This is a genomic window from Bacillus sp. L75, from assembly GCF_003676355.1.
In the GTDB taxonomy this organism is placed as follows: Bacteria; Bacillota; Bacilli; order Bacillales; family Bacillaceae; genus Bacillus; species Bacillus velezensis.
Window position 1 is genome coordinate 39,697 of record NZ_ML064911.1, and the last position, 24,280, is coordinate 63,976.

Annotated in this window: 22 protein-coding genes and 1 other annotated feature; of the genes, 9 read left to right on the top strand and 13 right to left on the bottom strand. The window is 47.3% G+C overall.

Annotated features, from left to right (window positions below; translation table 11 throughout):
- Positions 1-17: 17 nt before the first annotated feature.
- Positions 18-1,178 carry an ABC transporter permease gene (locus D5S11_RS15765; protein WP_108724773.1) on the bottom strand — a complete coding sequence of 387 codons (1,161 nt, stop codon included), beginning with the start codon at positions 1,176-1,178 and terminating at the stop codon, positions 18-20.
- A complete protein-coding gene (locus tag D5S11_RS15770; RefSeq protein WP_020956230.1) occupies positions 1,175-1,879 on the bottom strand; it encodes an ABC transporter ATP-binding protein in 705 nt (234 codons plus the stop codon). Before D5S11_RS15770 ends, D5S11_RS15765 begins: the two co-directional genes overlap by 4 nt.
- A gap of 280 nt (positions 1,880-2,159) precedes the next feature.
- Between D5S11_RS15770 and D5S11_RS15775 the strand changes: the two genes are divergently transcribed.
- Positions 2,160-2,381, top strand: coding sequence for a DeoR family transcriptional regulator (locus D5S11_RS15775; RefSeq protein ID WP_003152337.1), 222 nt, complete (start codon positions 2,160-2,162; stop codon positions 2,379-2,381).
- 127 nt (positions 2,382-2,508) lie between these two features.
- Here the strand turns inward: D5S11_RS15775 and D5S11_RS15780 are convergent, their stop codons facing one another.
- On the bottom strand, positions 2,509-3,228 hold the full coding sequence (locus tag D5S11_RS15780; RefSeq protein ID WP_007408795.1) for a pseudouridine synthase: 720 nt from the start codon (positions 3,226-3,228) through the stop codon (positions 2,509-2,511).
- A 56-nt stretch (positions 3,229-3,284) separates the two neighbouring features.
- A complete protein-coding gene (locus D5S11_RS15785) occupies positions 3,285-4,922 on the bottom strand; it encodes a putative polysaccharide biosynthesis protein (RefSeq protein WP_108724772.1) in 1,638 nt (545 codons plus the stop codon).
- 207 nt (positions 4,923-5,129) lie between these two features.
- On the opposite strand from D5S11_RS15785, the gene D5S11_RS15790 reads away from it, so the two are divergent.
- Positions 5,130-6,395, top strand: coding sequence for a BaiN/RdsA family NAD(P)/FAD-dependent oxidoreductase (locus D5S11_RS15790; protein ID WP_007408798.1), 1,266 nt, complete (start codon positions 5,130-5,132; stop codon positions 6,393-6,395).
- Between the two features lie 179 nt (positions 6,396-6,574).
- Positions 6,575-8,110 carry a glycine betaine transporter OpuD gene (opuD, locus tag D5S11_RS15795; RefSeq protein WP_007408799.1) on the top strand — a complete coding sequence of 512 codons (1,536 nt, stop codon included), beginning with the start codon at positions 6,575-6,577 and terminating at the stop codon, positions 8,108-8,110.
- A 35-nt stretch (positions 8,111-8,145) separates the two neighbouring features.
- On the opposite strand, the gene D5S11_RS15800 is transcribed toward opuD, so the two are convergent.
- Positions 8,146-8,328, bottom strand: coding sequence for a sporulation protein Cse60 (locus tag D5S11_RS15800; RefSeq protein ID WP_003152309.1), 183 nt, complete (start codon positions 8,326-8,328; stop codon positions 8,146-8,148).
- Positions 8,329-8,528: 200 nt separating this feature from the next.
- Between D5S11_RS15800 and D5S11_RS15805 the strand changes: the two genes are divergently transcribed.
- The 5 genes from D5S11_RS15805 to melA are packed head-to-tail and all read left to right on the top strand — an operon-like array spanning position 8,529 to position 13,923.
- Entirely contained in the window at positions 8,529-9,554 is a 1,026-nt protein-coding gene (locus D5S11_RS15805) for a LacI family DNA-binding transcriptional regulator (RefSeq protein WP_032868337.1), read from the top strand.
- Between the two features lie 41 nt (positions 9,555-9,595).
- A complete protein-coding gene (locus tag D5S11_RS15810) occupies positions 9,596-10,873 on the top strand; it encodes an ABC transporter substrate-binding protein (RefSeq protein ID WP_032868339.1) in 1,278 nt (425 codons plus the stop codon).
- Positions 10,870-11,784 carry a carbohydrate ABC transporter permease gene (locus tag D5S11_RS15815; RefSeq protein ID WP_015240414.1) on the top strand — a complete coding sequence of 305 codons (915 nt, stop codon included), beginning with the start codon at positions 10,870-10,872 and terminating at the stop codon, positions 11,782-11,784. Before D5S11_RS15810 ends, D5S11_RS15815 begins: the two co-directional genes overlap by 4 nt.
- Positions 11,781-12,602: a carbohydrate ABC transporter permease gene (locus tag D5S11_RS15820; protein WP_007408803.1), complete on the top strand. Its 822-nt coding sequence runs from the start codon at positions 11,781-11,783 to the stop codon at positions 12,600-12,602. The genes D5S11_RS15815 and D5S11_RS15820 overlap by 4 nt, the downstream gene beginning before the upstream one ends.
- A gap of 22 nt (positions 12,603-12,624) precedes the next feature.
- Positions 12,625-13,923 carry an alpha-galactosidase MelA gene (gene melA, locus D5S11_RS15825; RefSeq protein ID WP_007408804.1) on the top strand — a complete coding sequence of 433 codons (1,299 nt, stop codon included), beginning with the start codon at positions 12,625-12,627 and terminating at the stop codon, positions 13,921-13,923.
- Positions 13,924-13,946: 23 nt separating this feature from the next.
- Here the strand turns inward: melA and D5S11_RS15830 are convergent, their stop codons facing one another.
- From D5S11_RS15830 to D5S11_RS15845, 4 genes are all read right to left on the bottom strand, one after another.
- Positions 13,947-14,423 (bottom strand): GNAT family N-acetyltransferase, encoded by a 477-nt coding sequence (locus tag D5S11_RS15830; RefSeq protein ID WP_079978510.1) that lies wholly within the window; start codon positions 14,421-14,423, stop codon positions 13,947-13,949.
- Between the two features lie 84 nt (positions 14,424-14,507).
- Positions 14,508-14,819 (bottom strand): rhodanese-like domain-containing protein, encoded by a 312-nt coding sequence (locus D5S11_RS15835; protein WP_038464197.1) that lies wholly within the window; start codon positions 14,817-14,819, stop codon positions 14,508-14,510.
- A 115-nt stretch (positions 14,820-14,934) separates the two neighbouring features.
- Positions 14,935-17,349 carry a leucine--tRNA ligase gene (leuS, locus tag D5S11_RS15840; RefSeq protein WP_108724771.1) on the bottom strand — a complete coding sequence of 805 codons (2,415 nt, stop codon included), beginning with the start codon at positions 17,347-17,349 and terminating at the stop codon, positions 14,935-14,937.
- Between the two features lie 108 nt (positions 17,350-17,457).
- Positions 17,458-17,671, bottom strand: a binding site (T-box leader).
- Positions 17,672-17,773: 102 nt separating this feature from the next.
- The gene (locus D5S11_RS15845; RefSeq protein WP_020954281.1) at positions 17,774-18,109 is read right to left on the bottom strand and encodes a DUF4257 domain-containing protein; all 336 of its coding nucleotides are present in this window, start codon (positions 18,107-18,109) and stop codon (positions 17,774-17,776) included.
- Between the two features lie 388 nt (positions 18,110-18,497).
- Here D5S11_RS15845 and ytvA point away from each other — a divergent pair, with 388 nt between their 5' ends.
- Positions 18,498-19,283: a YtvA family blue-light photoreceptor gene (gene ytvA, locus D5S11_RS15850; protein ID WP_007408808.1), complete on the top strand. Its 786-nt coding sequence runs from the start codon at positions 18,498-18,500 to the stop codon at positions 19,281-19,283.
- Positions 19,284-19,324: 41 nt separating this feature from the next.
- Here ytvA and D5S11_RS15855 read toward each other — a convergent pair whose 3' ends face one another.
- From D5S11_RS15855 to D5S11_RS15870, 4 genes are all read right to left on the bottom strand, one after another.
- Positions 19,325-20,509 carry an MDR family MFS transporter gene (locus tag D5S11_RS15855; protein ID WP_108724770.1) on the bottom strand — a complete coding sequence of 395 codons (1,185 nt, stop codon included), beginning with the start codon at positions 20,507-20,509 and terminating at the stop codon, positions 19,325-19,327.
- 195 nt (positions 20,510-20,704) lie between these two features.
- Positions 20,705-21,424, bottom strand: a complete 720-nt coding sequence (locus D5S11_RS15860) for a YwaF family protein (RefSeq protein WP_108724769.1) — start codon at positions 21,422-21,424, stop codon at positions 20,705-20,707.
- 107 nt (positions 21,425-21,531) lie between these two features.
- A complete protein-coding gene (locus D5S11_RS15865) occupies positions 21,532-23,472 on the bottom strand; it encodes an FtsX-like permease family protein (RefSeq protein WP_032868344.1) in 1,941 nt (646 codons plus the stop codon).
- A complete protein-coding gene (locus tag D5S11_RS15870) occupies positions 23,469-24,224 on the bottom strand; it encodes an ABC transporter ATP-binding protein (RefSeq protein ID WP_015387828.1) in 756 nt (251 codons plus the stop codon). Before D5S11_RS15870 ends, D5S11_RS15865 begins: the two co-directional genes overlap by 4 nt.
- Positions 24,225-24,280 lie beyond the last annotated feature (56 nt).

Here is a 24,280-nt window from a genome sequence, read left to right on the forward strand (position 1 = left end):
TTTTCGGAAAGGGATTTTCACATATAAAGAACGGAAAGAATCGCGGCAATGAGACACCAGGCGGAACAGATGACTTGGATGACGGTTAATGCGCTGTTTCGCGCCCTGAAATAGTCATCACTGTCTCTCTTGATACCGCTTAAAACCGGTTTATCCGTGATCCGGTCAAATAAAAGTGACGCGGCATAGCGGCTGACGATTGCAAACAAAATGAGGACTGCCGGCTTCACTAAGAGCGGAAGAACGAGAATAAGAGCCGTAAAAGCCGCGGTTAAAAGGTAAAGCTGCCGGAGATACCCGCCGTTTCGGATCAGCACTTTAAAGAACAATTCTTTCCACGCCGTATACGCCGACCGTTTTGTAAAGATGTGCTTTGAGCCGGGATATAAAAACGGCTTGCTCCGCCCTTTATGTTTACCATTCGGGAGCTGCACATCATGGCTGAGCATCAAAACAGAGGCCGCGAATGAAAGCTTGCGCCTGTTCTCCTCAAGCACTTCTTCCTCAAAGGCCGATAATGTCTCCGTCCCTTTCCAAGTCAAAAGAGCGGAACAGATGAACAATATACATCCCGCCGGCCAAAGCCAATACCATTCGGCGGCAAAGACGATCATAAAAAACGCACCCGCCATCAGAACCATCACTTTCAGCCAGCCTGCCGCCTGATTCCCGAATGTCCGCCTGCTGTTTTTTCTGTGTCGGTGCACCGCTAATATTGCAGTATGGAAGCCGAACAGACAGCAAAACATACCCGAATATGCCGGTAAGGTACAGTCACCGTATTGGCGCCATAAGGGAAATAACAATACGGCAAGCGCACCCCATTTGATAAGGGAAAGGAACATCGAATACAAAAGCGCGTACCGTTTCAGCTTTTGCATCAGATGTTTTGCATGCACCAAAAATACGTGATCCGCTTCCAGCAAAAAGGTATGAATAAAACCCGTGCACAATAGCAGGGCACTGAATACATACAGCCAGCCCCATCCTAATACTCCTGCCGCTCCATTAAGAAGCCCCCTGCCGTTCAGCCAATCAGCATATTGATAAACGGCAAATGCGGCAGCGGGAAGAACGATATACAGCGCGACCGTCCAATCAATGACCGTCTGAAACACCTTCCATTGATACCGCCAATAATGAAACAGCCTTTGAAAAAACAAAGCCCGCCCGGTCATCGCTGACTGCTCCGAACCGCTGAATAAAAGCAATCCAGCAGTGAACGGCTCCCCGTTTTTTCCTGAAGCTCCTCTAACGTGCCTTGAAGAAGCAGAGCGCCCTGATCCAGCAAATAAAACCGGTCGCAGATTTTTTCCGCCGTATCCAGAACATGAGTGCACATCAAAATCCCCGCGCCCCTTTCTTTCTCAGCAATCAGCATGTCGGTAAACAGCTTCGTTGAGATCGGATCAAGTCCGATAAAAGGCTCATCAATGATGTAAATATCCGGCTTCGCCAAAAATGCCTGTATGAGCATCAATTTTTGCTGCATCCCTTTTGAAAAACCGGAAGGCAAATCATGTTTTACAGACGTCAGCGAAAACTCTTCAAGCAGCCGCCCTGCCCGCTCACGGCACTCTTCCCCTTCCATGCCCCGCAATGACCCGGTCAGCTCGAGATGCTCCCAAAGCGTCAGTTCATCATAAAAACTCGGACGCTCCGGTATGTAAGCATAAGATGAATCATTCCACTCAATTCCGCCCTCTATATCCCGGGACAGCCCGAGAACCGCCTTTATCACTGTGCTTTTCCCCGCGCCGTTCGCTCCGATTAAACCGGTAATTTCACCAGCGTTGACTGACAGAGATACATCAGAAATCACCTTCGGCCTGTCAGCATAACCGGCGCAGACAATGTTTGCATTCAATAATTCTCCCAAACTTCTCACTCCCCCGTTTTCATACGGACATGTATAAAAAAAGTTTCAGTTTCCATAATAATAAAAGCGGACCGGGCATAGTAATGCACCAAGGCGGCACCCATTTGGAAAAAATTATCTGCGCTTATTCCTAGATTCATGTTGTCCATATCGTGTATAATGGAGGCAGTTAAAAGAGAAAAAACAGAATGTCATCCTTTGTTGCTTATTCGTACGAAGTTTTAGAGTCGAAAGTTGTGGTATATCAAGTCCATCCGATCTTATGATAGGGAGTGGTTTTTTGAAACCTTCAACAAATCGTATGCTGACTCGGATTAAATCAGTTTACATGTTCATCCAGGAAAAAGGCCTTGTGACAACACAGGAACTGGTTGATGAATTCGGCATTACACCTAGAACCATTCAGCGAGACTTAAATGTGTTAGCATACAATGATCTTGTTCATAGTCCTAGCCGAGGCAAGTGGGAGACAACACGAAAAAAAGTGAAAATTACATCTTAAGCGAACAATTACATAAGGCCCTTTTCGGCCTGACATGCTGCAAGGCAAAGCAGCGTCTTTGCCTTGTTTTTTGTTCCTCTATATAAAAAGCCCAAAACAAATCTGTTTTGGGCTTTTCTGATATCGATTACACTTCAGCGCCTCTCAGCGTTTCGAGCTCTTCTTCAGTCAGCTCGCGGAATTCTCCCGGTTTAAGATCCGGGTCAAGAGAAACAGCCCCCATCGAAAGCCGCTTCAAATAAGCCACTTCATTTCCGACAGCCTTTGCCATCAGCTTCACCTGATGATATTTGCCTTCTGTAATGGTCAAGTGAATCACCGTTTCATCCGGGCTTTCTGTAATGATTTCAACGGCTGCCGGCTTCGTCTTATAGCCTCCTTCAATGACGACGCCTCTTTCCAGATGAACGATGTCTTCCGGTGACAGAGGCGAGGTTAACCGGACCTCATATGTTTTAGGCACATGCTTTTTCGGAGAAAGCAGGCGATGAGCGAGCTGCCCGTCATTGGTCAGAAGCAAAAAGCCTTCCGTATCCTTATCAAGACGTCCCGCCGGAAACGGTTCAAATCGCTGTTCTTCAGGCGTCAGCAAATCAACCACCGTTTGCTGGCGGCTGTCTTCGGTAGCGGACAGCACTCCTTGCGGCTTATTCATCATGACATAAATAAATTCACGATAGTCTGCCGGCTCTCCGTATACCGTGATGTCCTGTTTTTCCGGATCGACATGGGTTTTCACATCTTTCGCCGGCTCTCCGTCAATCATGACAGCCCCAGCCTTGACGATTTTTTTCACATCTTTTCTTGAGCCGAATCCGCTGTTGGCAAGCAGCTTATCAAGTCTCATCCTGATCCTCTCCTTTAAAAAGAAAAGCCCGCGATAAGCGGACTATTCATTATTTCTCAATGGGCGGAATGCCTGCCTCTCCTCAAAACGCGGGGCAGACGGTTTCCAAACATTTTCTGTAAAAATCCGATTCGGTACGCGGCAAACATGTACACCGCACCGCCGACAGCGGCGCAGACAAAGACGACAATCGCCGCATGCACCTGGCCGCTTTGGTATGTTACAAAGAAGCTGAGCAGCCATTGAGTCAGCTTGACCGCGACTCCCATCACGACGGACAGGACCGCGATTAAAATGACCCGTTTTATAAGTACCGTATACGAATAGCCCGCATGGCGCTTAATCATAATAAAACCGTACAGAAGAGAAGCGATATAACCGAGCGCCGTTGCCAAGATGGCCCCGTCTCCCTGAAACAGCTTGATCAGCGGCACGTTCAGCACCACTTTTATAATAACGCCGATGAAAAGACTCACGACAGCAAATTTCTGCTTATTAATCCCTTGCAGGATCGCGGCGTTTACGGTAAACAGAGAAAACAGTATCGCGACAGGCGCGTACCAGAACAATATATCCTGTCCGATATCCGGGCGAAGACTTTCAGAGCCGTAGAAAAACGTATAGGCCGGACCCGATAACACGGACATCCCGACAACGGCGGGAATAACCAAAAACAGAATGATTTGCATCGTCTGGTTAATCTGCTGGTTCAAAAGCTTATAATTCCTGCTCGTAAACGATTCAGTAATCGTCGGAATCAGCGTCAGACCGAAAGCGGTCGCCAGAGAAACCGGGATCATCACAAGCTTCGGCACATAAAGGGTGACAATCGCAAGCATGTCCTGGCTGATATCCTTATGGCCCGCCGCAATCATCGCTTTATTAAACGTATTCGTATCGATATACGAATACAAAGGAATCGCCAGTCCGACAAATACGTAAGGAGCGGCATAACTGAAAAGCTCAATGAACATTTTTTTATAACTTAAGTTCGCAGACCGGACGAGATTCGGCTTCATCGCCAGAAGATCGCCCTTCCGCTTATTCCAGTAAATATAAAGGACGACAAGCCCTCCGAATGATCCGATCAGCGCCGCGAAAGTCGCGTATCCGACTGCGATGACAAGGCCGCCGTTGATCACTCTTAAAATCAAATACGTTGCGCCCAATAAAAAGATGATCCGGGCAAGCTGCTCCACAACCTGTGAAACGGCTGTCGGCCCCATCATCTGATGACCTTGGAAAAAACCGCGCACAAGACTCATAATCGGCACGACCAAAAGTGCCAGACTGACCATCCGGATGACATAAACGACGTGGTCAATCGTAAGTCCGTTGTTACTCGTGCCGCCGAGAGATGTTTCCGCAAAAAACGGCGCCGAAATATAAAGAATTGAAAAAGCGATCATCCCGGTTACGAGCATAACCGACATTCCCGCTCTCAGCATCCGCCTGCTTGTCTCATAGTCTCCCTTGGAATTATATTTCGAGACAAATTTTGAAACCGCGGCGGGAAATCCCATCGTGGCAATGTTTAAAAACAGTGTATATTGATTATATCCGTATTGAAACAAAGCTCCGCCCGTCGCTCCGACCATCGCTCCGAACGGGATCAGATAAATCATCCCTAAAATCCGCGATATATAGGTGCCGAGCGTCAGCACGAACGTGCCCCTTAACAATTTGCTTGACATGTTTCCTCATCACCATTTTCTACGAAGATTCAACTTTTCTATTTTAACACAACTGGGCAATTAGACGGTAATAATTACAGCGGGAAACTTTTTGGGAAAACTCTTTAAAAAACAAAATACGTTTAAGGATTCCCTTTCTTTCGCTATAATAGCAGAAAGCGGACATTTCCGCCTATTATACGTGAAAAAGAAAGTTGTTGATGAAAGATGAAACATTATGACGTGATTGTGATCGGCGGCGGCCCGTCCGGTTTAATGGCTGCGATTGCGGCAGGCGAAGAAGGGGCGGACGTATTATTAATCGATAAAGGAAACAAGCTGGGACGGAAGCTGGCGATTTCCGGCGGCGGGCGCTGCAACGTGACCAACCGCCTCCCCGTTGAAGAAATCATCAAACACATCCCCGGCAACGGCCGCTTTTTATACAGCGCGTTTTCCGAATTTAATAATGAAGATATCATCGCCTTTTTTGAAAAACTCGGCATTCAGCTGAAAGAAGAAGACCACGGGCGCATGTTCCCGGTGACGGACAAAGCGCAAAGCGTTGTCGATGCGCTTTTAAACCGATTAAAACAACTGAATGTCACCATCCGCACAAATGAAAAAATCAAAGAAGTGCGGTACGAGAACGGCAGGACAGCAGGCATTACGACAAACAATGACGAACACATTAACGCAGACGCCGTTATTATCGCGGTCGGCGGAAAATCAGTCCCGCATACCGGCAGCACCGGAGACGGCTATGCATGGGCGGAAGCGGCCGGTCATACCGTGACCGAACTCTTTCCGACGGAAGTGCCGGTTACGTCGTCAGAACCGTTTATTAAACAAAAAACACTTCAGGGGCTGTCTCTTAGAAACGCGGCCGTCAGCGTCCTGAATAAAAAAGGCAAACCAATCGTCACACACGTGATGGACATGCTGTTCACCCATTTCGGCTTGTCAGGCCCCGCCATTCTCCGCTGCAGCCAGTTTGTCGTCAAAGAACTGAAAAAGCAGCCAGAGGTCAAACTCCGCATCGATCTGTTTCCCGGCATCAACGAGGAAGAGTTATTTCAAAAGATGCACAAGGAACTGAAAGACGCACCGAAAAAAGCGCTCAAAAATGCGCTGAAGCCGTGGATGCAGGAACGGTACCTGCTTTTTCTTCTGGAACGGAACGGTCTTGATCCGCAGACAAGCTTTACGGAACTGCCGAAGGATCAATTCAGGGCTTTTGTCAAAGACTGCAAACAATTTACGGTTGCCGCTGACGGAACGCTTTCTTTGGACAAAGCGTTTGTCACAGGCGGAGGTGTTTCCGTAAAAGAGATTGAGCCGAAACAAATGGCGTCAAAAAAAATGGAAGGCTTATATTTTTGCGGAGAAATACTCGACATTCACGGCTATACCGGGGGCTACAATATCACTTCAGCCTTTGTCACAGGGCGTCTCGCCGGTTTGAATGCAGGACGTTTCTCACGCTCGCTCTAAATGGTTTAAAGCGCATTTACCTGAGCGTCCCCATTGATAATTGACCAAAAACATGATAGAGTTTTCTGCGTTTTGTTTCACCTGATTGAGGGAATAGGAAGAAAGGATTGATCTGCAATCGTACGACCATACTAAAACAAAATGGCGTATTGAAAAAAATAGTCAGAGGGTGAGAACGTTTGAAGAAGAACATCTCCAGTGTTTTTTGGATTGTGATTGTCATCACAGCCGCTGCGGTTTTATGGGGGGCCATTTCTCCTGACAGCCTGCAGCAAGTCACTGATACGGCACAAAAATTTATTACGGATTCTTTCGGCTGGTATTATCTGCTGGTCGTTTCTATATTTGTCGGTTTCTGTCTCTTTCTCATTGTAAGTCCGATCGGCACAATAAAACTCGGAAAACCCGGGGAAAAACCGGAATTCGGCTTATTATCATGGTTTGCCATGCTTTTCAGCGCAGGCATGGGAATCGGTTTGGTATTTTACGGGGCTGCGGAACCGATCAGCCATTACGCCATCAGCTCTCCCTCAGGTGAAACAGAAACGCCCCAAGCATTTCGGGATGCGCTCCGGTACACATTTTTCCACTGGGGGCTGCACGCTTGGGCCATCTATGCGGTTGTCGCTTTATGTATCGCATATTTTCAATTCAGAAAAGACGCGCCCGGTTTGATCAGCAGCACACTGACACCGCTTTTGGGCGATAAAGTAAACGGCCCGATCGGCAAAGCGATTGACTGTATCGCCGTGTTTGCGACCGTTGTCGGTGTGGCGACAAGCTTAGGGCTCGGAGCGACTCAGATCAACGGCGGTTTGCATTATTTATTCGGCATTCCGAAAACATTTTCCGTTCAGCTGATCCTGATCGCTGTCGTGACCGTGTTATTTTTGATTTCTGCGTGGAGCGGAATCGGCAAAGGGATTAAATACTTAAGCAATACCAACATGGCGCTCGCGGCTATTTTAATGATCTTTATGCTCATTGCAGGTCCGACGGTGCTGATTATGAACTCATTTACCGATTCTATCGGCCAATACATCCAAAATATCGTGCAGATGAGCTTTCGCTTGTCTCCGAATGATCCCCAAAAACGCGAATGGATTAACAGCTGGACCATTTTCTATTGGGCCTGGTGGATATCCTGGTCGCCGTTTGTCGGCATTTTTATCGCCCGTGTATCAAGGGGCCGGACGATCCGGGAATTTTTAATCGGGGTGTTGGTGACACCTTGTATATTGGCTTTCTTATGGTTTGCGATCTTCGGTGTATCCGCGATGGATCTTCAGCAGAAAGGCGTATTCAATGTCGCGGGAATGTCAACGGATACGATGCTGTTCGGCGCACTCAGCCACTATCCGCTGACAATGGTGACATCCGTATTAACGCTTGTTCTGATCGCTGTATTCTTTATTACATCAGCGGATTCAGCGACATTTGTGCTTGGAATGCAAACGTCTTACGGCTCTTTAGACCCGTCAAACCGGGTGAAAATCATCTGGGGCGTCATCCAGTCCGCCGTGGCAGCGGTTTTGTTATATTCCGGCGGTCTGGCCGCACTGCAAAACACGGCCATTCTCGCCGCGGTTCCGTTTTCAGTCGTGATCCTTCTGATGATCGTGTCTCTGTACAAGTCATTAGCGAGCGAGAGAAAAGGAATCAAACAAGCGGAGAAATACCAAAAACCAAGAAGTCCCCGCGTCAAAAAAGCATAATGAACAACGAAGCCCGGCATTTCGTCCGGGCTTTTTTATTTTCGGTATAAAATGAGAGCGGAAAAACAATAAAGCTGCTCACCTTCAGGATCACAGGCCGCCGCTACCGTATATTTAATATCAACGAGCTGTTCATCAGAAATCCCCTTTAAAAATGTATTGACTTCAGTCTGCAGATCCTTTTCATGCTCCTCATCAAAAACAGCTATCTTCAGCACATCACCCTCTCCTTTCTCTATCAATTTATTCCGGTTCAATTGAAATATGATAGAGAAAAACAGATTTTCTTTTTTACTGATTTTTACTAAAAGTAACCAAAAATAGTTATTGAAAACGCTTACTCTCGTATGATAATATCATTTTAACAATAACCAGGTCATTTCTGTTTAGTAAATATTTAGTAAAAAGGAGATGCGAAATGGTCCGTCTCAAAGATATTGCCTTACAGGCATCTGTATCCAGCGCGACAGTATCGAGAATTTTGAATAAGGATGACTCTTTGGCTGTGACTGATGAAACAAGAGAAAAAGTTCTGAGGATCGCCGATGAGCTGGGCTATCAGCCGTCGGCAAAAAAACGGAAGAACCGCAGCCGCAGCGATTCAGCGCCCCTGATCGGCGTTGTCAGCTGCCTGTCACCGGAAGAAGAACGGCAGGATCCTTATTTTTCGGCGATCCGAAAAGGCATTGAAGAAGAATGCTTTCGGCAAAAAATTTTTATCACATCTTCTATCCATCTCGGTTCTTTTCAAGAGCATATGTTTCACGAACTGGACGGCGTCATCGTCATCGGCAGCCTGCAAGACGAGGCGCTTACGAATATCAGCGCCGCTTTCAGGCACGCGGTATTTGTTAACGGCACCCCCGATCCCGCCCGCTACGATTCCGTCAGCGTGGATTTTTATGCCGCAGCGCAAAAGGCGATAGAACATCTACTGTCGCTCGGTTACCAGCGGCTCGGTTATATCGGCGGCCGGGAGCGGGAACATACCGTCATAGACGGTGTAAACAGCAATAAAACGATTGAGGATAAGCGTCTGACCGCTTTCTTACAAATGGCCGGCGCCGAGCCGGAGCATGTACTGATCGGCGAATACAGCATGCACGAAGGGTTCCGGCTGATGAATGAAGCCGTCAAAGGCGGAAGTCTCCCCGATGCCTTTTTTATCGCAAGTGATTCGATGGCTGTCGGCGCTTTAAAAGCCTTGCAGGAAGCCGGCCTTCAAGTCCCGCGCGATACGGCGGTTGTCAGCTTCAACGGAATTGATGAGGCAGAATACGCCAGCACGCCGTTATCAACGGTAAAAGTATACACGGAAGAGATGGGCCGGACGGGTGTCAAATTGCTTCTCGACCGTTTAAACGGCAGAACCGTCCCGCTGGCCGTGACGCTCCCCACTTCATTGATTGTCAGACAAAGCTGCGGCTCACAAGAAAGGTGGTGACGTGTCCCGCAGCGTTTATATCATATTTAAAGGAGGAAAAGATGAAACGCTTACTGGCTTTGTTTCTTTCTTTTACTTGCATGATACTTCCCGGCTGCTCGGCAGAACAGAGCGGCGCCGGAGAAAAGCAGAAAACATTGACAGTCTATTCCACCATATCCTCAGACAGCGAACGCGCCGTATTCAGAAAGTTGGCTGATTCATTCCAAAAAGAACATCCGGACATTCAAGTAAACGTTCATTTCCCAGGCAATGACTACGAAAATATGATGAGGGTCAGGATGGCGGCCGGTGATATGCCCGATCTTTTCGACACACACGGCTGGGCCAAAATCCGCTACGGAGAATATACCGCCGACCTCAGCGGCATGTCTTGGACGAAGCGGCTCGATCCGAATTTAAACAGCATGCTCAAAGACGCCAAAGGCAGAATATACGCCTTCCCTCTGAATCAGGCAAAGGACGGACTGGCCTACAATCGTACGTTGTTAGAAAAATACGGAATCAAACCGCCGGAAACAATGGATGATTTTATGAAGGCACTGCGACAGATTAAAGAAAAAAGCGGCGGAACAGTCACCCCCTTCTGGTTTGCCGGCTATGAGAAAAGCTCATTTGCCCAATATTACGATCAATTCGCCGCACCGCTTCTCATCACAGATCCCGCACACCGTTACAAAAAACAACTGTTAAACGGAACCTTCCGCTGGACACACTTCACCTATTTATCTGACAAACTGAAAGAGATGCAAAAGGAAAACCTGCTCAATATAGATGCCGTGACGGCAAAACGGTCCCAGCTCATTGAACTGATGGCGCAAAACAAAATCGCCTTTACGCTGCAGGGCGGCACCCTCGGCCAAGACGTCGCTCAAATCAATCCGAAGGTAAAAGTCGGCATCATACCGACCCCGGCCGTCCATAAGGGAGACGCGCCGGTTTGGATCGGAGGCGAACGTTACACGCTGGCGGCATTCAAGGATTCCCCGCGGCTTGAAGAAGCGAAACAGTTTATCGCATTTATGGCCCGACCCGAGCATGCAAAATCAATTGCCGAAGCGACCTCGCTTCCGGCCGGATTAGTGAATGTGCAAACGGACATTTTCTACGCAAATGACTATAAGCGCTATCAGCATATTAAGGTGCAGCCTTATTTTGACCGCCTTTATTTGCCGAACGGAATGTGGGATGTGATGGGAACAGCCGGGCAGGAGCTGATGGCCGATATCTTAACCCCCGCTGAAATTTCAGCGAAACTCGGCAGGGAATATAAGCGGCTTCGGCTTCAATCTGATTCATGGGGAGCTGAAAAAGAATGAGTGATCTTGCAAAAGAAACCCAAGGATTTCAACATCAAAAGCCGGTAAAACCCGCGTCACTGTGGTGGATGTACGTTCCCGCTCTTGCCACGGTTTTTATTTTCATGATTTTTCCGTTTGTCAAAGGCGCTTTTATCACATTTACAAACTGGAACGGCTTCTCACAGACGTATCAATGGGTGGGGGTTACTCAATATAAAAGGCTTTTTACAGATCCGGACACGTGGCTTGTTGTGAAAAACACTTTGCTTTACGGCATCGGAAGCACTTTTTTTCAGAATATGCTCGGACTTTTATATGCGCTGCTTTTGAATCAGAGCTTAAAAATGAAGGCGCTCACAAGAACGATCGTCTACCTGCCCGTCATTATCAGTCCGCTGATTATGGGATACATTTGGTATTTTATTTTCTCATATGACGGGGGTGCGCTGAATGATGTGCTTGGCGCACTGGGAATCGGTCCTGTCAACGCCTTGGCAAGCCCTGCGGCAAACCCGTGGATTATCGTCATGATTAACACATATCAATACGCAGGCATTGCGATGATTGTATATTTGGCGGGGCTGCAAAGCATTCCGAAAGATTATTACGAAGCCGCAAAAATGGATGGCGCGGGAGGTCTTCAGCCGTTTTTCACCATCACCCTGCCTTTATTGATGCCGGCTGTCACCATCAACATGGTCATCAATATCATCGGCGGGCTGAAGCTGTTTGATGTCATTTTCGCGCTGACCGCAGGCGGGCCGGGCAATTCCTCTCAATCGATGTCAACGTTTATGTATGATTTATATTTTAAACGGCAGGATGCGGGATATGCCGCCGCCCAAGGCGTGTTTATGTCCGTCATTATTCTTGTCATCAGCTTTTCGGCTCTCGTGTATTTCAAGCGAAAGGAGACGGAAATGTCATGAAAACAGCCCGAATGCGGATTTTTACGCTGTTGGCAGCCGTTATCTCGTGCGTTCATATTGTCCCCTTTTATATTTTGCTGACCACGTCATTAAAAGCAAAAGGTGACTACAGTTCAAAATGGTCGCTGCCATCCGCCTTTTCATTTCAGAATTTTCGTGAAGCATGGGAACGTGCCTCTCTCGGGCAATCCTTTCTGAACACGATTATCATTACAGCCGTTTCCGCCGCTTTATTAATTTTCATGGGTTCGCTTGCCGCATACCCGCTCGCAAGAAGAAATACAAAGCTGAACAAAATCGTCTTCGGCCTTTTGATTTCAATCATGATCATCCCGCCTTTGACTTCCATGGTTCCTTTATACAAGATGGTCGCTGATGCGGGGCTGATCAATACGCATGCCGCAGCCATTCTCATTAATACGGCTGCATATATGCCGCTGACCGTTTTCTTATATTCGGGGTTTATCCGCTCTTCCATTCCGAAAGAGCTTGAGGAAGCCGCCAGGATGGACGGCGCGGGATTGATCAGGACTTTTTATACAATCGTGTTTCCTTTGTTGAAACCGATTACCGCAACGGTCTGCATTATTTCCTGTGTGTTTATCTGGAACGATTACCAATTTGCGATTTTCTTTTTACAAGATCAAAAGGTGCAGACATTGACTGTGGCCATGGCGGGATTTTTCGGCGAAAACGCGAACAATCTTCACTTAGTCGCCGCAGCCGCAATTATGGCGATGCTGCCGATGGTCGTATTGTTTTTGGCGCTTCAAAAATATTTTATCTCAGGGCTGTCCTCCGGGGCGGTCAAAGGCTGAGAAGAAAAGGGAGGAATTTCTGTTGAAGAAAATTACGTTTATCGGAGCGGGGAGCACGATTTTCGCAAAAAATGTACTGGGGGACTGCTTACTGACTGAAGCATTAAACGGGTTTGAATTCGCGCTTTATGATATTGACGCTGTACGGCTGAAAGAATCCCAGCTCATGCTGGAAAACATGAGAGACCGCTACAATACGAGTATATCCATCATCTCCTACGATGACCGAAAACAGGCGCTGAAACACGCCGGCTATGTGATAAACGCCATTCAGGTCGGAGGCTATAAACCCGCGACGGTCATTGACTTTGACATCCCGAAGCGGTACGGTCTCCGCCAGACGATTGCCGATACCGTCGGAATAGGCGGCATTTTCCGTTCCCTTCGCACCATCCCCGTTTTATTTGACATCGCAAAAGACATGGAAGAGGTCTGCCCGGATGCGTGGCTGTTAAACTATACAAATCCGATGGCCTCTCTGACCGGAGCGATGCTCAGACATACGAATGTCAAAACGGTCGGCCTGTGCCACAGCGTCCAGGTATGTACCAAAGATCTGTTTGACTCACTCGGCATGGATCACGAAGGGACGGAAGAACGCATTGCCGGCATTAACCATATGGCTTGGCTTTTGGAGATTAAAAAAGACGGAATTGATTTATATCCTGAAATTAAAAGACGGGCACGCGAAAAACAAAAGACGAAACATAAGGACATGGTGCGGTTTGAGCTGATGGATAAATTCGGCTGCTACGTAACGGAATCATCTGAGCATAATGCCGAATATCACCCGTATTTTATAAAAAGCCGGTATCCTGAGCTGATAGATGAACTCCAAATTCCGCTTGATGAATATCCGAGGAGATGCGCGGAACAAATCAACAATTGGGAAACGATGAGAGACGGCATCATCAACAACCAAAACCTGACGCACGAACGCTCAAAAGAATACGGTTCGAGAATTATTGAAGCGATGGAGACGGGCAAACCGTTCACATTCGGCGGCAATGTGCTGAATACCGGGCTGATACCGAATCTGCCGGCGAAAGCGGTCGTTGAAGTGCCTTGCACAGCCGTCAAAAACCACATTATGCCGTGCTATTCGGGCGAACTTCCGGAGCAGCTCGCGGCGCTCAACAGAACAAACATTAACACACAGCTTTTAACCATCGAAGCGGCCGTTACATTAAAAAAGGAAGCCGTATATCAGGCGGCCATGCTTGACCCGCATACAAGCGCCGAGCTTTCCATGAATGACATCATATCTTTGTGCGATGACTTATTTGAAGCGCACAAAGACCGGCTTCCGGCTTATCACTGACCATTTGGGCGGGCCGGACGCTTTTATATGTTCAGTACCAGTTTGACCGTCTGTAAAGTGTGTCCTTTAAAATCTTCTTCAAATTCACATACCCATTGAAACCCTTTCGCTTGATAAAAGGATAAGGCAATGCGGTTCTCTTTTTCTGCATGGACATAAAGCTTTTTTACCCCGCCGGACTGCCTGATGCTTTCTTTAAGGAGTGCCGTGCCTATCCCGCTTCCCTGGCAATCCGGGTCAATATAGATGGCGGTCAGCTCCGCATTTCCGTCTTTTTGAACCGGGGTGGCATTTGCAAAACCGAGCACTCGCCCCTCTTCTTCTGCCACAAAGAACAGAGAATGCAAGAGCCGGCGTTCCATCATCTCATCCTGATAGGCGGATTCGAGAAACTGATCTTGAATGTGTCTGGGAATAATCCCTTCATACGTATGATGCCAGCTTCGTTCTGCGACTTGCCGGACCTGTTTGATATCGTTTGTTTTCATCGCGCGGATCATCGGTTTCACCTGATTCGCCTCCCGTTTTTTTATAAAAAAAGAAGAAAAAGACGCACGTCCCTTTTCTTCTTTCACTTCAAAGCGTTATTTCTTCGGCTTTGTTTCGCCTTCCCACTCCAGCATGCCGCCTTCAACATTAACCGTACGGAAGCCCTGCTCATGTAAATACATACAAACGTTCATGCTTCTTTTTCCGGAACGGCAGATAAATACATATTCCTTGTCCTTGTCTAACGCATCCATCTTCTCAGGGATGTCCCCCATGCGGATGTGAACGGCCTCCGGAATCATTCCTTCGGCAACTTCTTCGTCTTCTCTGACATCAATCAGATACAGCTCTTCTCCCGCTTTTAATTTTTCTTCCAGTACGGCTGTGCTGATTTCATTTATTTTCAATGTGTGACACTCCCATTCATCTTTATGGTGTTAAGTATACCAAAGCCCGCTGTGCAATTTCTATGATAGAGGCTGATAAAAAAGCCCCTCTCTGTAGGAGAGGGGCTTCGCCCGGTCAGTTTGCCACGATATTGACAAGCTTGCCCGGTACGGCAATGATTTTTCGGATCGTTTTTCCTTCAAGCTGCTCTTTTACTTTTTCGTCAGCTTGTGCGAGCTGTTCCAACGCTGCTTTATCAGCATCAGCCGGAACCATTAATTTCGCTTTTACTTTTCCGTTCAGCTGGACGACGATTTCCACTTCATCGTCCACCAGTTTTGATTCGTCATAAGCAGGCCAAGCCTCGTATGCAATCGAACCTTCGTGGCCGAGTTTTTCCCACAGTTCTTCCGCCAAATGCGGCGCAATAGGAGAAAGCAGCTTCACAAAACCTTCGATATATTCTCTCGGCAGTTCATTCGCTTTGTAAGCTTCATTAATGAAGACCATCAGCTGAGAAATGCCCGTATTAAAACGAAGGGCTTCGAAGTTTTCTGTCACTTTCATGACCGTTTCATGATAGACGCGCTCAAGAGTTTCGCCCGCGCCTTCTGTCACTTTGCCCGTCAGCTCGTCGTTTTCCTCGATAAACAAACGCCATACGCGGTCAAGGAAGCGGCGCGCTCCGTCAAGACCTGATTCAGACCAGGCGATAGATGCATCAAGCGGCCCCATAAACATTTCGTACAGGCGGAGCGTATCTGCTCCGTGAGACGCCACAATTTCATCCGGATTGACGACGTTTCCGCGGGATTTACTCATTTTTTCATTATTTTCCCCGAGAATCATTCCTTGGTTATACAGCTTTTGGAACGGTTCTTTCGTCGGCACGACACCGATATCGTAGAGGAATTTATGCCAGAAACGCGCGTACAGAAGGTGAAGCACGGCATGCTCCGCTCCTCCAATGTAAATATCAACGGGCAGCCATTTATCCAGTTTCTCAGGTGAAGCGAGCTGATCCGGATTTTTCGGGTCGATAAAGCGGAGGAAATACCAGCAGCTTCCCGCCCATTGCGGCATCGTGTTCGTTTCTCTTCTGCCTTTTTTGCCCGTTACAGGATCAGTGACTTCCACCCACTCTTTAATGTTGGCAAGCGGTGATTCACCTGTTCCGCTCGGTTTGATCTCATCGGTTTTCGGCAGAATCAGCGGCAGCTCTTCCGCCGGAACGGCTGTTGACGTGCCATCTTCCCAATGAATGACCGGAATCGGCTCGCCCCAATAGCGCTGGCGGCTGAACAGCCAATCACGCAGACGGTATGTCACTTTTTTCTCACCGTTTTTCGTTTCTTCAAGCCAGGCGATCATTTTTTCAATCGCTTCCGCTTTATTCAGTCCGTTCAGAAAGCCGGAATTGACATGCTCTCCGTCCCCCGTGTACGCTTCTTCTTCCGTATTTCCGCCTTTTACGACTTCTTTGACAGGCAGGCTGAACACTTTTGCGAATTCAAAATCACGTTCATCATGCGCCGGCACGGCCATTACAGCGCCTGTTCCGTAAGAGGCGAGGACATAATCCGCTATCCAGATCGGCAGCTTTTCCCCATTTGCAGGGTTTACGGCATATGCGCCCGTGAAGACGCCCGTTTTTGTTTTCGCAAGATCCGTCCGTTCCAGGTCACTTTTCGCCTGAACTTCTTTAACATAAGCGTCTACCGCTTCTTTTTGTTCAGGCGTCGTGATGGCCTCCACAAGCTCATGCTCAGGAGCCAGTACGGCATAAGCCGCGCCGAACAGCGTGTCCGGTCTTGTCGTAAACACGGTAAACGTGTCATCAGTGCCGTCGATCGCGAAATGCACGTTTGCGCCTTCTGAGCGTCCGATCCAGTTGCGCTGCATGTCTTTAATGCTTTCTGGCCAGTCAAGGTCTTCTAAATCTTCAAGAAGCCTGTCCGCATAAGCGGTGATTTTCAGCATCCATTGTCTCATCGGACGGCGTTCAACCGGATGGCCGCCCCGCTCGCTTTTGCCGTCAATGACCTCTTCGTTCGCAAGCACCGTTCCGAGCGCCGGGCACCAGTTGACCGGCACTTCGTCTACGTAAGCGAGCCCTTTTTCGTACAGCTTGGTGAAGATCCACTGCGTCCACTTGTAATAGTCCGGATCAGTCGTATTGATTTCACGATCCCAATCATATGAAAATCCGAGCGATTGAATCTGGCGGCGGAAATTATCTATATTTTGTTTTGTGAACTCAGCCGGATCATTCCCCGTGTCAAGCGCGTATTGCTCGGCAGGAAGCCCGAACGCGTCCCATCCCATCGGATGAAGCACATTGTATCCTTGCATGCGTCTCATGCGCGAAAGGATATCGGTTGCCGTATAGCCTTCCGGATGTCCGACATGAAGGCCGGCTCCTGAAGGATACGGGAACATGTCAAGCGCGTAAAACTTCGGCTTGTCATTCTCTTCACTGACGGCGAACGTTTTATGATCCAACCAGTAATTCTGCCATTTCTTTTCTATTTTTTCGTGCTGAAAACTCAACGTAAAAACCTCCTTCTGATTGAATACGGCGTATGTAGTCCAAGTATTGACGGGATGAGAAAGATTATATTCAGATTATTCTAAAACTAAAAAAACTCCCTCATCCCAAAAAGGGACGAGAGATTTTTATTTCCCGCGGTACCACCCTCGTTAGCACGGTTTTGAGCCGCACTCACTTGATACTTTTAACGCAGTTATGCGTCAGCGGTTTTGCCGCTGCAACTCTGAGGCGAGTTCGGAAACAGACTTGATTGACTTGCACCGGCCGTCAACTCTCTGATTGCAAAATCTGCTTCTTACTGCTCCTCTTCACTGTTCTTATCGCTACCGTAATCTTACCTGTATTTTATAGAATTCTGTTCATAAGTGCAAGCAGGTTTGTATACAATGGGAATGTACCCGGAACGGGTCATGAGCGGGGATATTATTTTGATGGAGGATTTTTTTGCTGGTGTGGTTTTGCTTCGGCCGAATTACTGTTTTGTTCTCTGACAAAATCAAAGCTCCTGAGAACAGCTTCTCCGCCGTAGCCTGCGATTATGGATAAGATGACGAGTTGAATTCCTGAATCGGGGTCAGCGGATAAGACAAGTAAGATGGAAGCAGCCATTCCGATAAAACCATCTTCCAAAAAACCGAGATAGATAAACCGCTTTGTCATTCTGGGTTTCTCCAGCCTGCCTCTCTTTTTCACATGACCGAGAACCCCCATGATTCCTCCAATTACACAAGCAATTATTACCTGATGCAGCATCTTCATCACCTTCCTAAAGCCCTTATTTAGTAAAGCGACTTCAGGCCATCCAGCCCCCTTACGAATACGATGATTTTCGATATCTACATACCGGCGATTGAGCAGGAAAGTAAAAAGCTTGTTTCTTCCATTATATGTGAACACATGATCGGTAAGCTTGATGCATTAGATTCATTTTTCACCCAGTGACAATGACCTAGTCACTTACTTAGCGATGATGTGCCTTCCCCTTATATATTCAGTGTATATGAGGACAAGCCCGAATGACAAATTGCAAACTTCGGCTGCTTGAATCAGAACATATGTTATGCTACGGTTACTGTAGATTCATTTAAAAAGGGGAGAAACAATGGCTGAAAAAGCGCGCAGCTTTACGGCCAAAAGGGGGTTTTACATGGCTGACTCAAATGTATTCGGAAAACTGGAGCAGCTGGAGCTTATCAAAAAGGCGCTTGATCACGCACGCATCGGCGTGGTGATTACAGACCCCTCTCTTGAGGACAATCCCATCATATATACAAATCAGGGATTTATGGATATGACAGGCTACTCTTCCGAAGAGATATTAGGTAAGAACTGCAGATTTCTGCAAAGCAAAGAAACCGACCGTCAACAAGTCGCGAAAATCAGAAAGAGCTTAACCCAGAAAGAAAAGATCACGGTGCGGCTGAAAAATGTCAAAAAAGACGGCACCCCGTTTTGGAATGAACTCAACATTGATCCTCTTTATGTTGAAGACAAGCTCTATTTTGTCGGTTTTCAAAAAGACATTACAGAGCAGAAAGAATACGAAAAGCTCCTTGAGGATTCCCTCACAGAAATCACGACGCTGTCTACACCGATTGTTCCGATCCGAAACGGCATCTCCGCCTTGCCGTTAGTGGGAAACTTAACGGAAGAACGATTTGATTCAATTGTGACAACTTTGACGGACATATTAACCGCATCTAAAGATGATTACTTAATTATAGACTTATCAGGTCTGGCCGAGGTAAACGAACAGACCGCAGACCGGATTTTCAAATTGCACCACCTGCTTAAATTAATCGGCACGGAATTGATTATCACCGGGATCAAGCCTACCCTCGCCATGAGAATGAATCAGCTTGATGCCAGCTTTTCTTCATTAAAGACGTATTTAAACGTTAAGGACGCGGTCAACGTGCTTCCGGTCGTATAAACAAAAAAATCCCGCCGAAACAGCGGGATTTTTTTATGTCGTCATCGCACTTGGACGTTTTGTTTATTAACGGTTTTCAGGCGTTTGTCGTACAGCACCGTCGCTGCGATGCTGACAACAAGAAGCACCATCAGGATCAACAGCAGCACGCTCATTCCGTACTGATCAACCAGCACGCCGCCAAGGAGCGGCCCGATCATTCTGCCGCCCGTCGCCGCACTGTTGACGAATCCTTGGTAAAATCCTTCTTTCCCCTTAGGCGCAAGCTGATTGGCAATGGTAGGCACGGCAGGCCAGACAAGCATTTCTCCGAAGGTTAAAATCACCATTGCGGTGAGGTACATCGGAAATTGCTTGGCGCTGAGAAGCACGCCGAACGAGACGATAAAAATACAAAAGCCGATGACCATCTGCGTTTTTAACGCACCGGACCATTTTTTCAGAACAGCTCCCATGAGAGGCTGTCCGGCGACAATTAATATTCCGTTTACGGTCCAGAGCACACTGTATAATGAAAGCGGCATACCGATGCTTTGAGTATGTGACGCAACGGTTGTGGACCACTGCGAATAGGCGATCCACCCGAGAACATACCCGCCGCTCAATATGAGAAGCGCCGTAAATTTCGTTCTGCTGCTGACAGGCTCGTAGTCCAGAACAGAAACCTGGCTCGCATTTTGGGTTTTGATATTTCGAAACCCGAAAAATACGATAAGGAAAAACAGCACATACAGCATAGCATTGGCTAAAAACACGTACGTAAACGAGTACGCCGCAACCATCCCGCCGAGTGCCGAGCCCACGGCGACACCTGCGTTCTGAGCTACATAAATCGCATTAAAAGCTCTCCGCCCGCCTTCTTTCCATACCGCTCCCGCCATGGCGTAACTGGCCGGAAACACGATACCGGAACCGAAGCCGACAATGATGAGCAGCCAAATATAAACGGGCCATTGATGAAACAGAACGAGTCCGAGAAGACTTGCCAATGTGATCATAATGCCCAGCATAATGGATTTGAATCCGCCGATTTTATCAAACAAAAATCCGCCGCATAAATTCCCCGCCACACTGGCCCCGGAATTCAGCATCAGAACAACCCCCGCAACAGTCAGCGATTTCCCTAAATGATTATGAATATAGATCGTATTCAGCGGCCACAAAAAAGATGCGCCCGTCACATTGATAAACATTCCGATGATTAATATCTTCAAAGCGCGCGGCATACCGATCCCCCTCTCTCTATAAAAAACCCCATGAAAAAACGGAAACCGCAAGCCGCGGCTCCGTATCGAACACGTTATCATAGCACATTCATTCTATCGCCGCGGACGTCTTTTTTCAACATCAGAATCTGAAAAAAATAATGCCGGAATGTTGAAAAAATTACAAATGATTGGATTCACAAAAACAGGCCGGCCTCATGCTCTTTTCCGCAGCAGCCAAAACGGAATATACAGAATGAAAAAGCTCAATATCACCGCCGCTTCCATTGATAGAAGATACCACGGCCAAGGTCCGAAAACGTTCAGAAGCGAAGCGGTCTTCGGTTTTTTCATTAAATATAAGTAATTCGCATTCAGCACACGATCAATAAAAAAGACACACGCCCCGTACAGATTTACGATCAGCACAGACACCCACAGTCCGCGCGCCGACGGTCTGTACCTTTCTGAAGCGGCCATGAATAGGCAGGTAAGAAAAACACAGCCGTGGGAGACGAAAAACACGATGTACCGAAAATGAGGGAAAGAATACGCCCCTAAATCAGGTGTTGCCATCGCCTGTACGGCGCTGCCCAAACCGGCAAAATAGAGGAAGGCGAACAGTTTTTTGCTTTTTGTCATGACCATCAGCATTGCCAAATAGACGGAAAGGTCGCTCAGCTGCAGCGGCAGAGCTGTTTTCAGCGACCAGGCATGATGACAAAGCAGCCATATATGATAGCTGATCTGCGACACGGCAAGGAGAATGAACAGTACATAGCGGAAAACGCGACTCGGCCGGCCGTGATTGAGCTGTTTCCGGAATATGATCACGCACACCCCAAGCAATCCGATGACCAAAAGCGTGAAAATGTGTTCCTTGGAAAAAAGATGAAAGGCTCCTGTTTCAGATTTCAATTGAAAATACTTCTGCATAAGGCTCCCCCGCGCGAGAAAATGACGTATGTCTATTCTTTTAAAAATCGCTTTCTTCTATTCATACAAAAAAAGCCTCCGCTTATGCGGAGGCTCCTCAACTTGTTTTACAATGCGGATTGAATGACCTTTTTATAGTATAGCACCGACAGCATGCCGAAGATGGAGTACAGCAGCGTATACAGCGCCATGACGATGATCATCGGCGTCCACACTTCCGTTCCGAATAAAAACCATCCTGACTGAACGGCAAAATAGCTGTGGAACAGCCCGAGAACGAGCGGAATCCCGAAATGATACGCCTGCTTCCGGCGGATGCCTTTCAGCAGATCCCCCGTTGTGAAGCCGAGCTTCCGCAATATCGTGTAATCAGCCTTCTCATCCTCACACTCGCCCATTTGTTTAAAATAAAGGATACAGCCTGAGGTGATCAGAAAGGTTAACCCCAAAAAGCCGACAATAAACATGATCAGCCCCATGTTTTTCTTTTGGGTGTCAGCCGTTTCAAATTGTGAAAGCGCGCCGTCAGAATAGTGCTGCGCCTGAAACAGACCATCAGCTTTTTGGATGTCCTCTTCACGTTTGAGTGTAATGCCGAAAAACCGATTTGATTTTCCCTGAATGGACGGGTCGATATCTTTCTCGATCCGGTCAAATACCTGCTGCGTGACGATAACGGTCGGCAGCCCTCCGCTTGTAAATGTATATGACAGAAGGAAGTCGTTCTTCAAGCCCTTATACGCCAGCGGTATTTTATCCGTTTTGCCGTTTATATCAATGGAACCTGACGTTTTCAGGTCGAGAAATCTTTTCATCATATCATTATATCCGGTAAACACGGCTTCTCCGTCAGAAAGCTCCGTCCCTTCTGCGTCTTTCTCGCTTATAATCGGCAGCGCCAAGCTGGACGGGTCTTGTTGAAAGCTTTTCATGTCGCCGTTTATGATGTTCTTCATATTGACACCGGCTTGAATGGTCTTGATTGTTTTCACTTTGTGTTCAATTCCATTTTTCTTCAATAAAGCGGTAAATGAGTCAGTCTCCTTTTGGTTATCAAACGCAAAGTCCGCGGCTGTATTTTGCTCAGCCGATTTTTCCGCGGAATAGTACGAGATATAGCTTAAAGACAGCAAACCGATTGCCAGCGCCGAAAGAGTCGTAATAATCGTCAGCAGGACGGCGTTTGACTTCATCCGGAACATGATGGATGACAAAGACAGCACTTCACTGACATTCAGATACCCGCCTTTTGATTTCCGGATGAGATTTGCCAGAAAGCTGACCGAACCTTTATAAAACAGATAGGTTCCGATAATGACCGAGCCGAGAATAAACACCATGGCCGAAAACAGTTCATTCATGCTCGTAAAACTGCCTCCGAATAAATCCGCGGACACGGCATAGCCGGCGATAATGGCCGCAATACCGACAACACCGATCGACATCTGCACCCAAGAAAGCCGTCTTATGCCGCTTTCTGACGATGACGCGGTTTTAAATAAAGACAAAATGCTTTGCCGTTTAATAAATAAGTAATTCATCATCATAATCAGCACGTAAATCGCCCCGAACACAATTAACGTCTGAACGAGCGCCTTGCTTGAAAAAAACAGTGAGACAGAGGCTTTCACACCGACTGTATGAAACAGCATCATCATACATAATTTCGAGAGAGAAAAGCCGGCAAAAATACCGATCCAAATCGATCCGAAATACAAAATGAAATTTTCTGTGCTGAGTATGCGGAAAATGTGCATTTTCGTCATGCCGATTAATCGGAATAAGCCGATTTCCCGGCCGCGCCGTTTAATAAAAATGGTGTTGGCGTATAAAAGAAATACCGACACGATCGCCACAAGCAGTACAGAGGCGGCCCGGATTGCCGCCGCTCCTTTTATGGAGCTTTTCATTTCATCAAGCGCCGGATCGTATTGCATCGTGACAAACGCGAAATAAAGGGCGGCGCTGAACACCAGCGCAAAAACGTAAAGGTAATAGTTTTTCATATTCTTTTTCAGGTTCTGGAAGATCAAATGATGAATACTCATGCCTGAACCCCGCCCAATACACTTTGCGTTTTCATAATATCCTGAAAAAAGTCCGGTCTGTCCTGACCGCCTTTATTCAGCTGTGTATACACACGGCCGTCTTTAATGAAAACCACACGTCCGGAATAGCTGGCGGCAACCGGATCATGCGTCACCATCACAATGGTGGCGCGGCGTTTTTGATTCAGACGGCTGAGTTTATTCAGTAAATCCGTGGCAGCCTTTGAATCGAGCGCTCCGGTCGGCTCATCAGCAAAAATAATGCCCGGCTCGTGAATAACAGCTCTTGCGGCAGACGTCCGCTGTTTTTGCCCGCCGGAAATTTCACTCGGATACTTATGTCTCAAATCATAGATCCCAAGCTCCTCTGCCGTCTCGGCAAATCGCAGGTCCGCCTCTTTCTTAGACATTTTCGTAATGGATAACGGCAGAAGTATGTTTTCCTTCACGGTCAGGGTGTCCAATAAATTATAATCCTGAAAAATAAAGCCGAGATGCCGTTTTCTGAATTCGGCAAGCTGCTTTTCTTTCATGGATGTAATCTCCGTCTCATTCAGTTTAATGGTGCCCGCGCTCACTTTATCAATGGAGGAAAGCACATTCAAAAGGGTCGTTTTCCCTGATCCCGACGGGCCCATAATGCTGACGAATTCCCCTTTGTGAATCTGAAGATCAATTCCTTTCAGCACCTCTTGTTTATTCAGCTTGTTTCCGTAGCTTTTTTGGATATTGCCTGCTTCTAAAATCATCACGTTCTGATTCTCCTTTTACATTGGTTATCTTTATTTTAAAAACAGAAGCCGTTTTT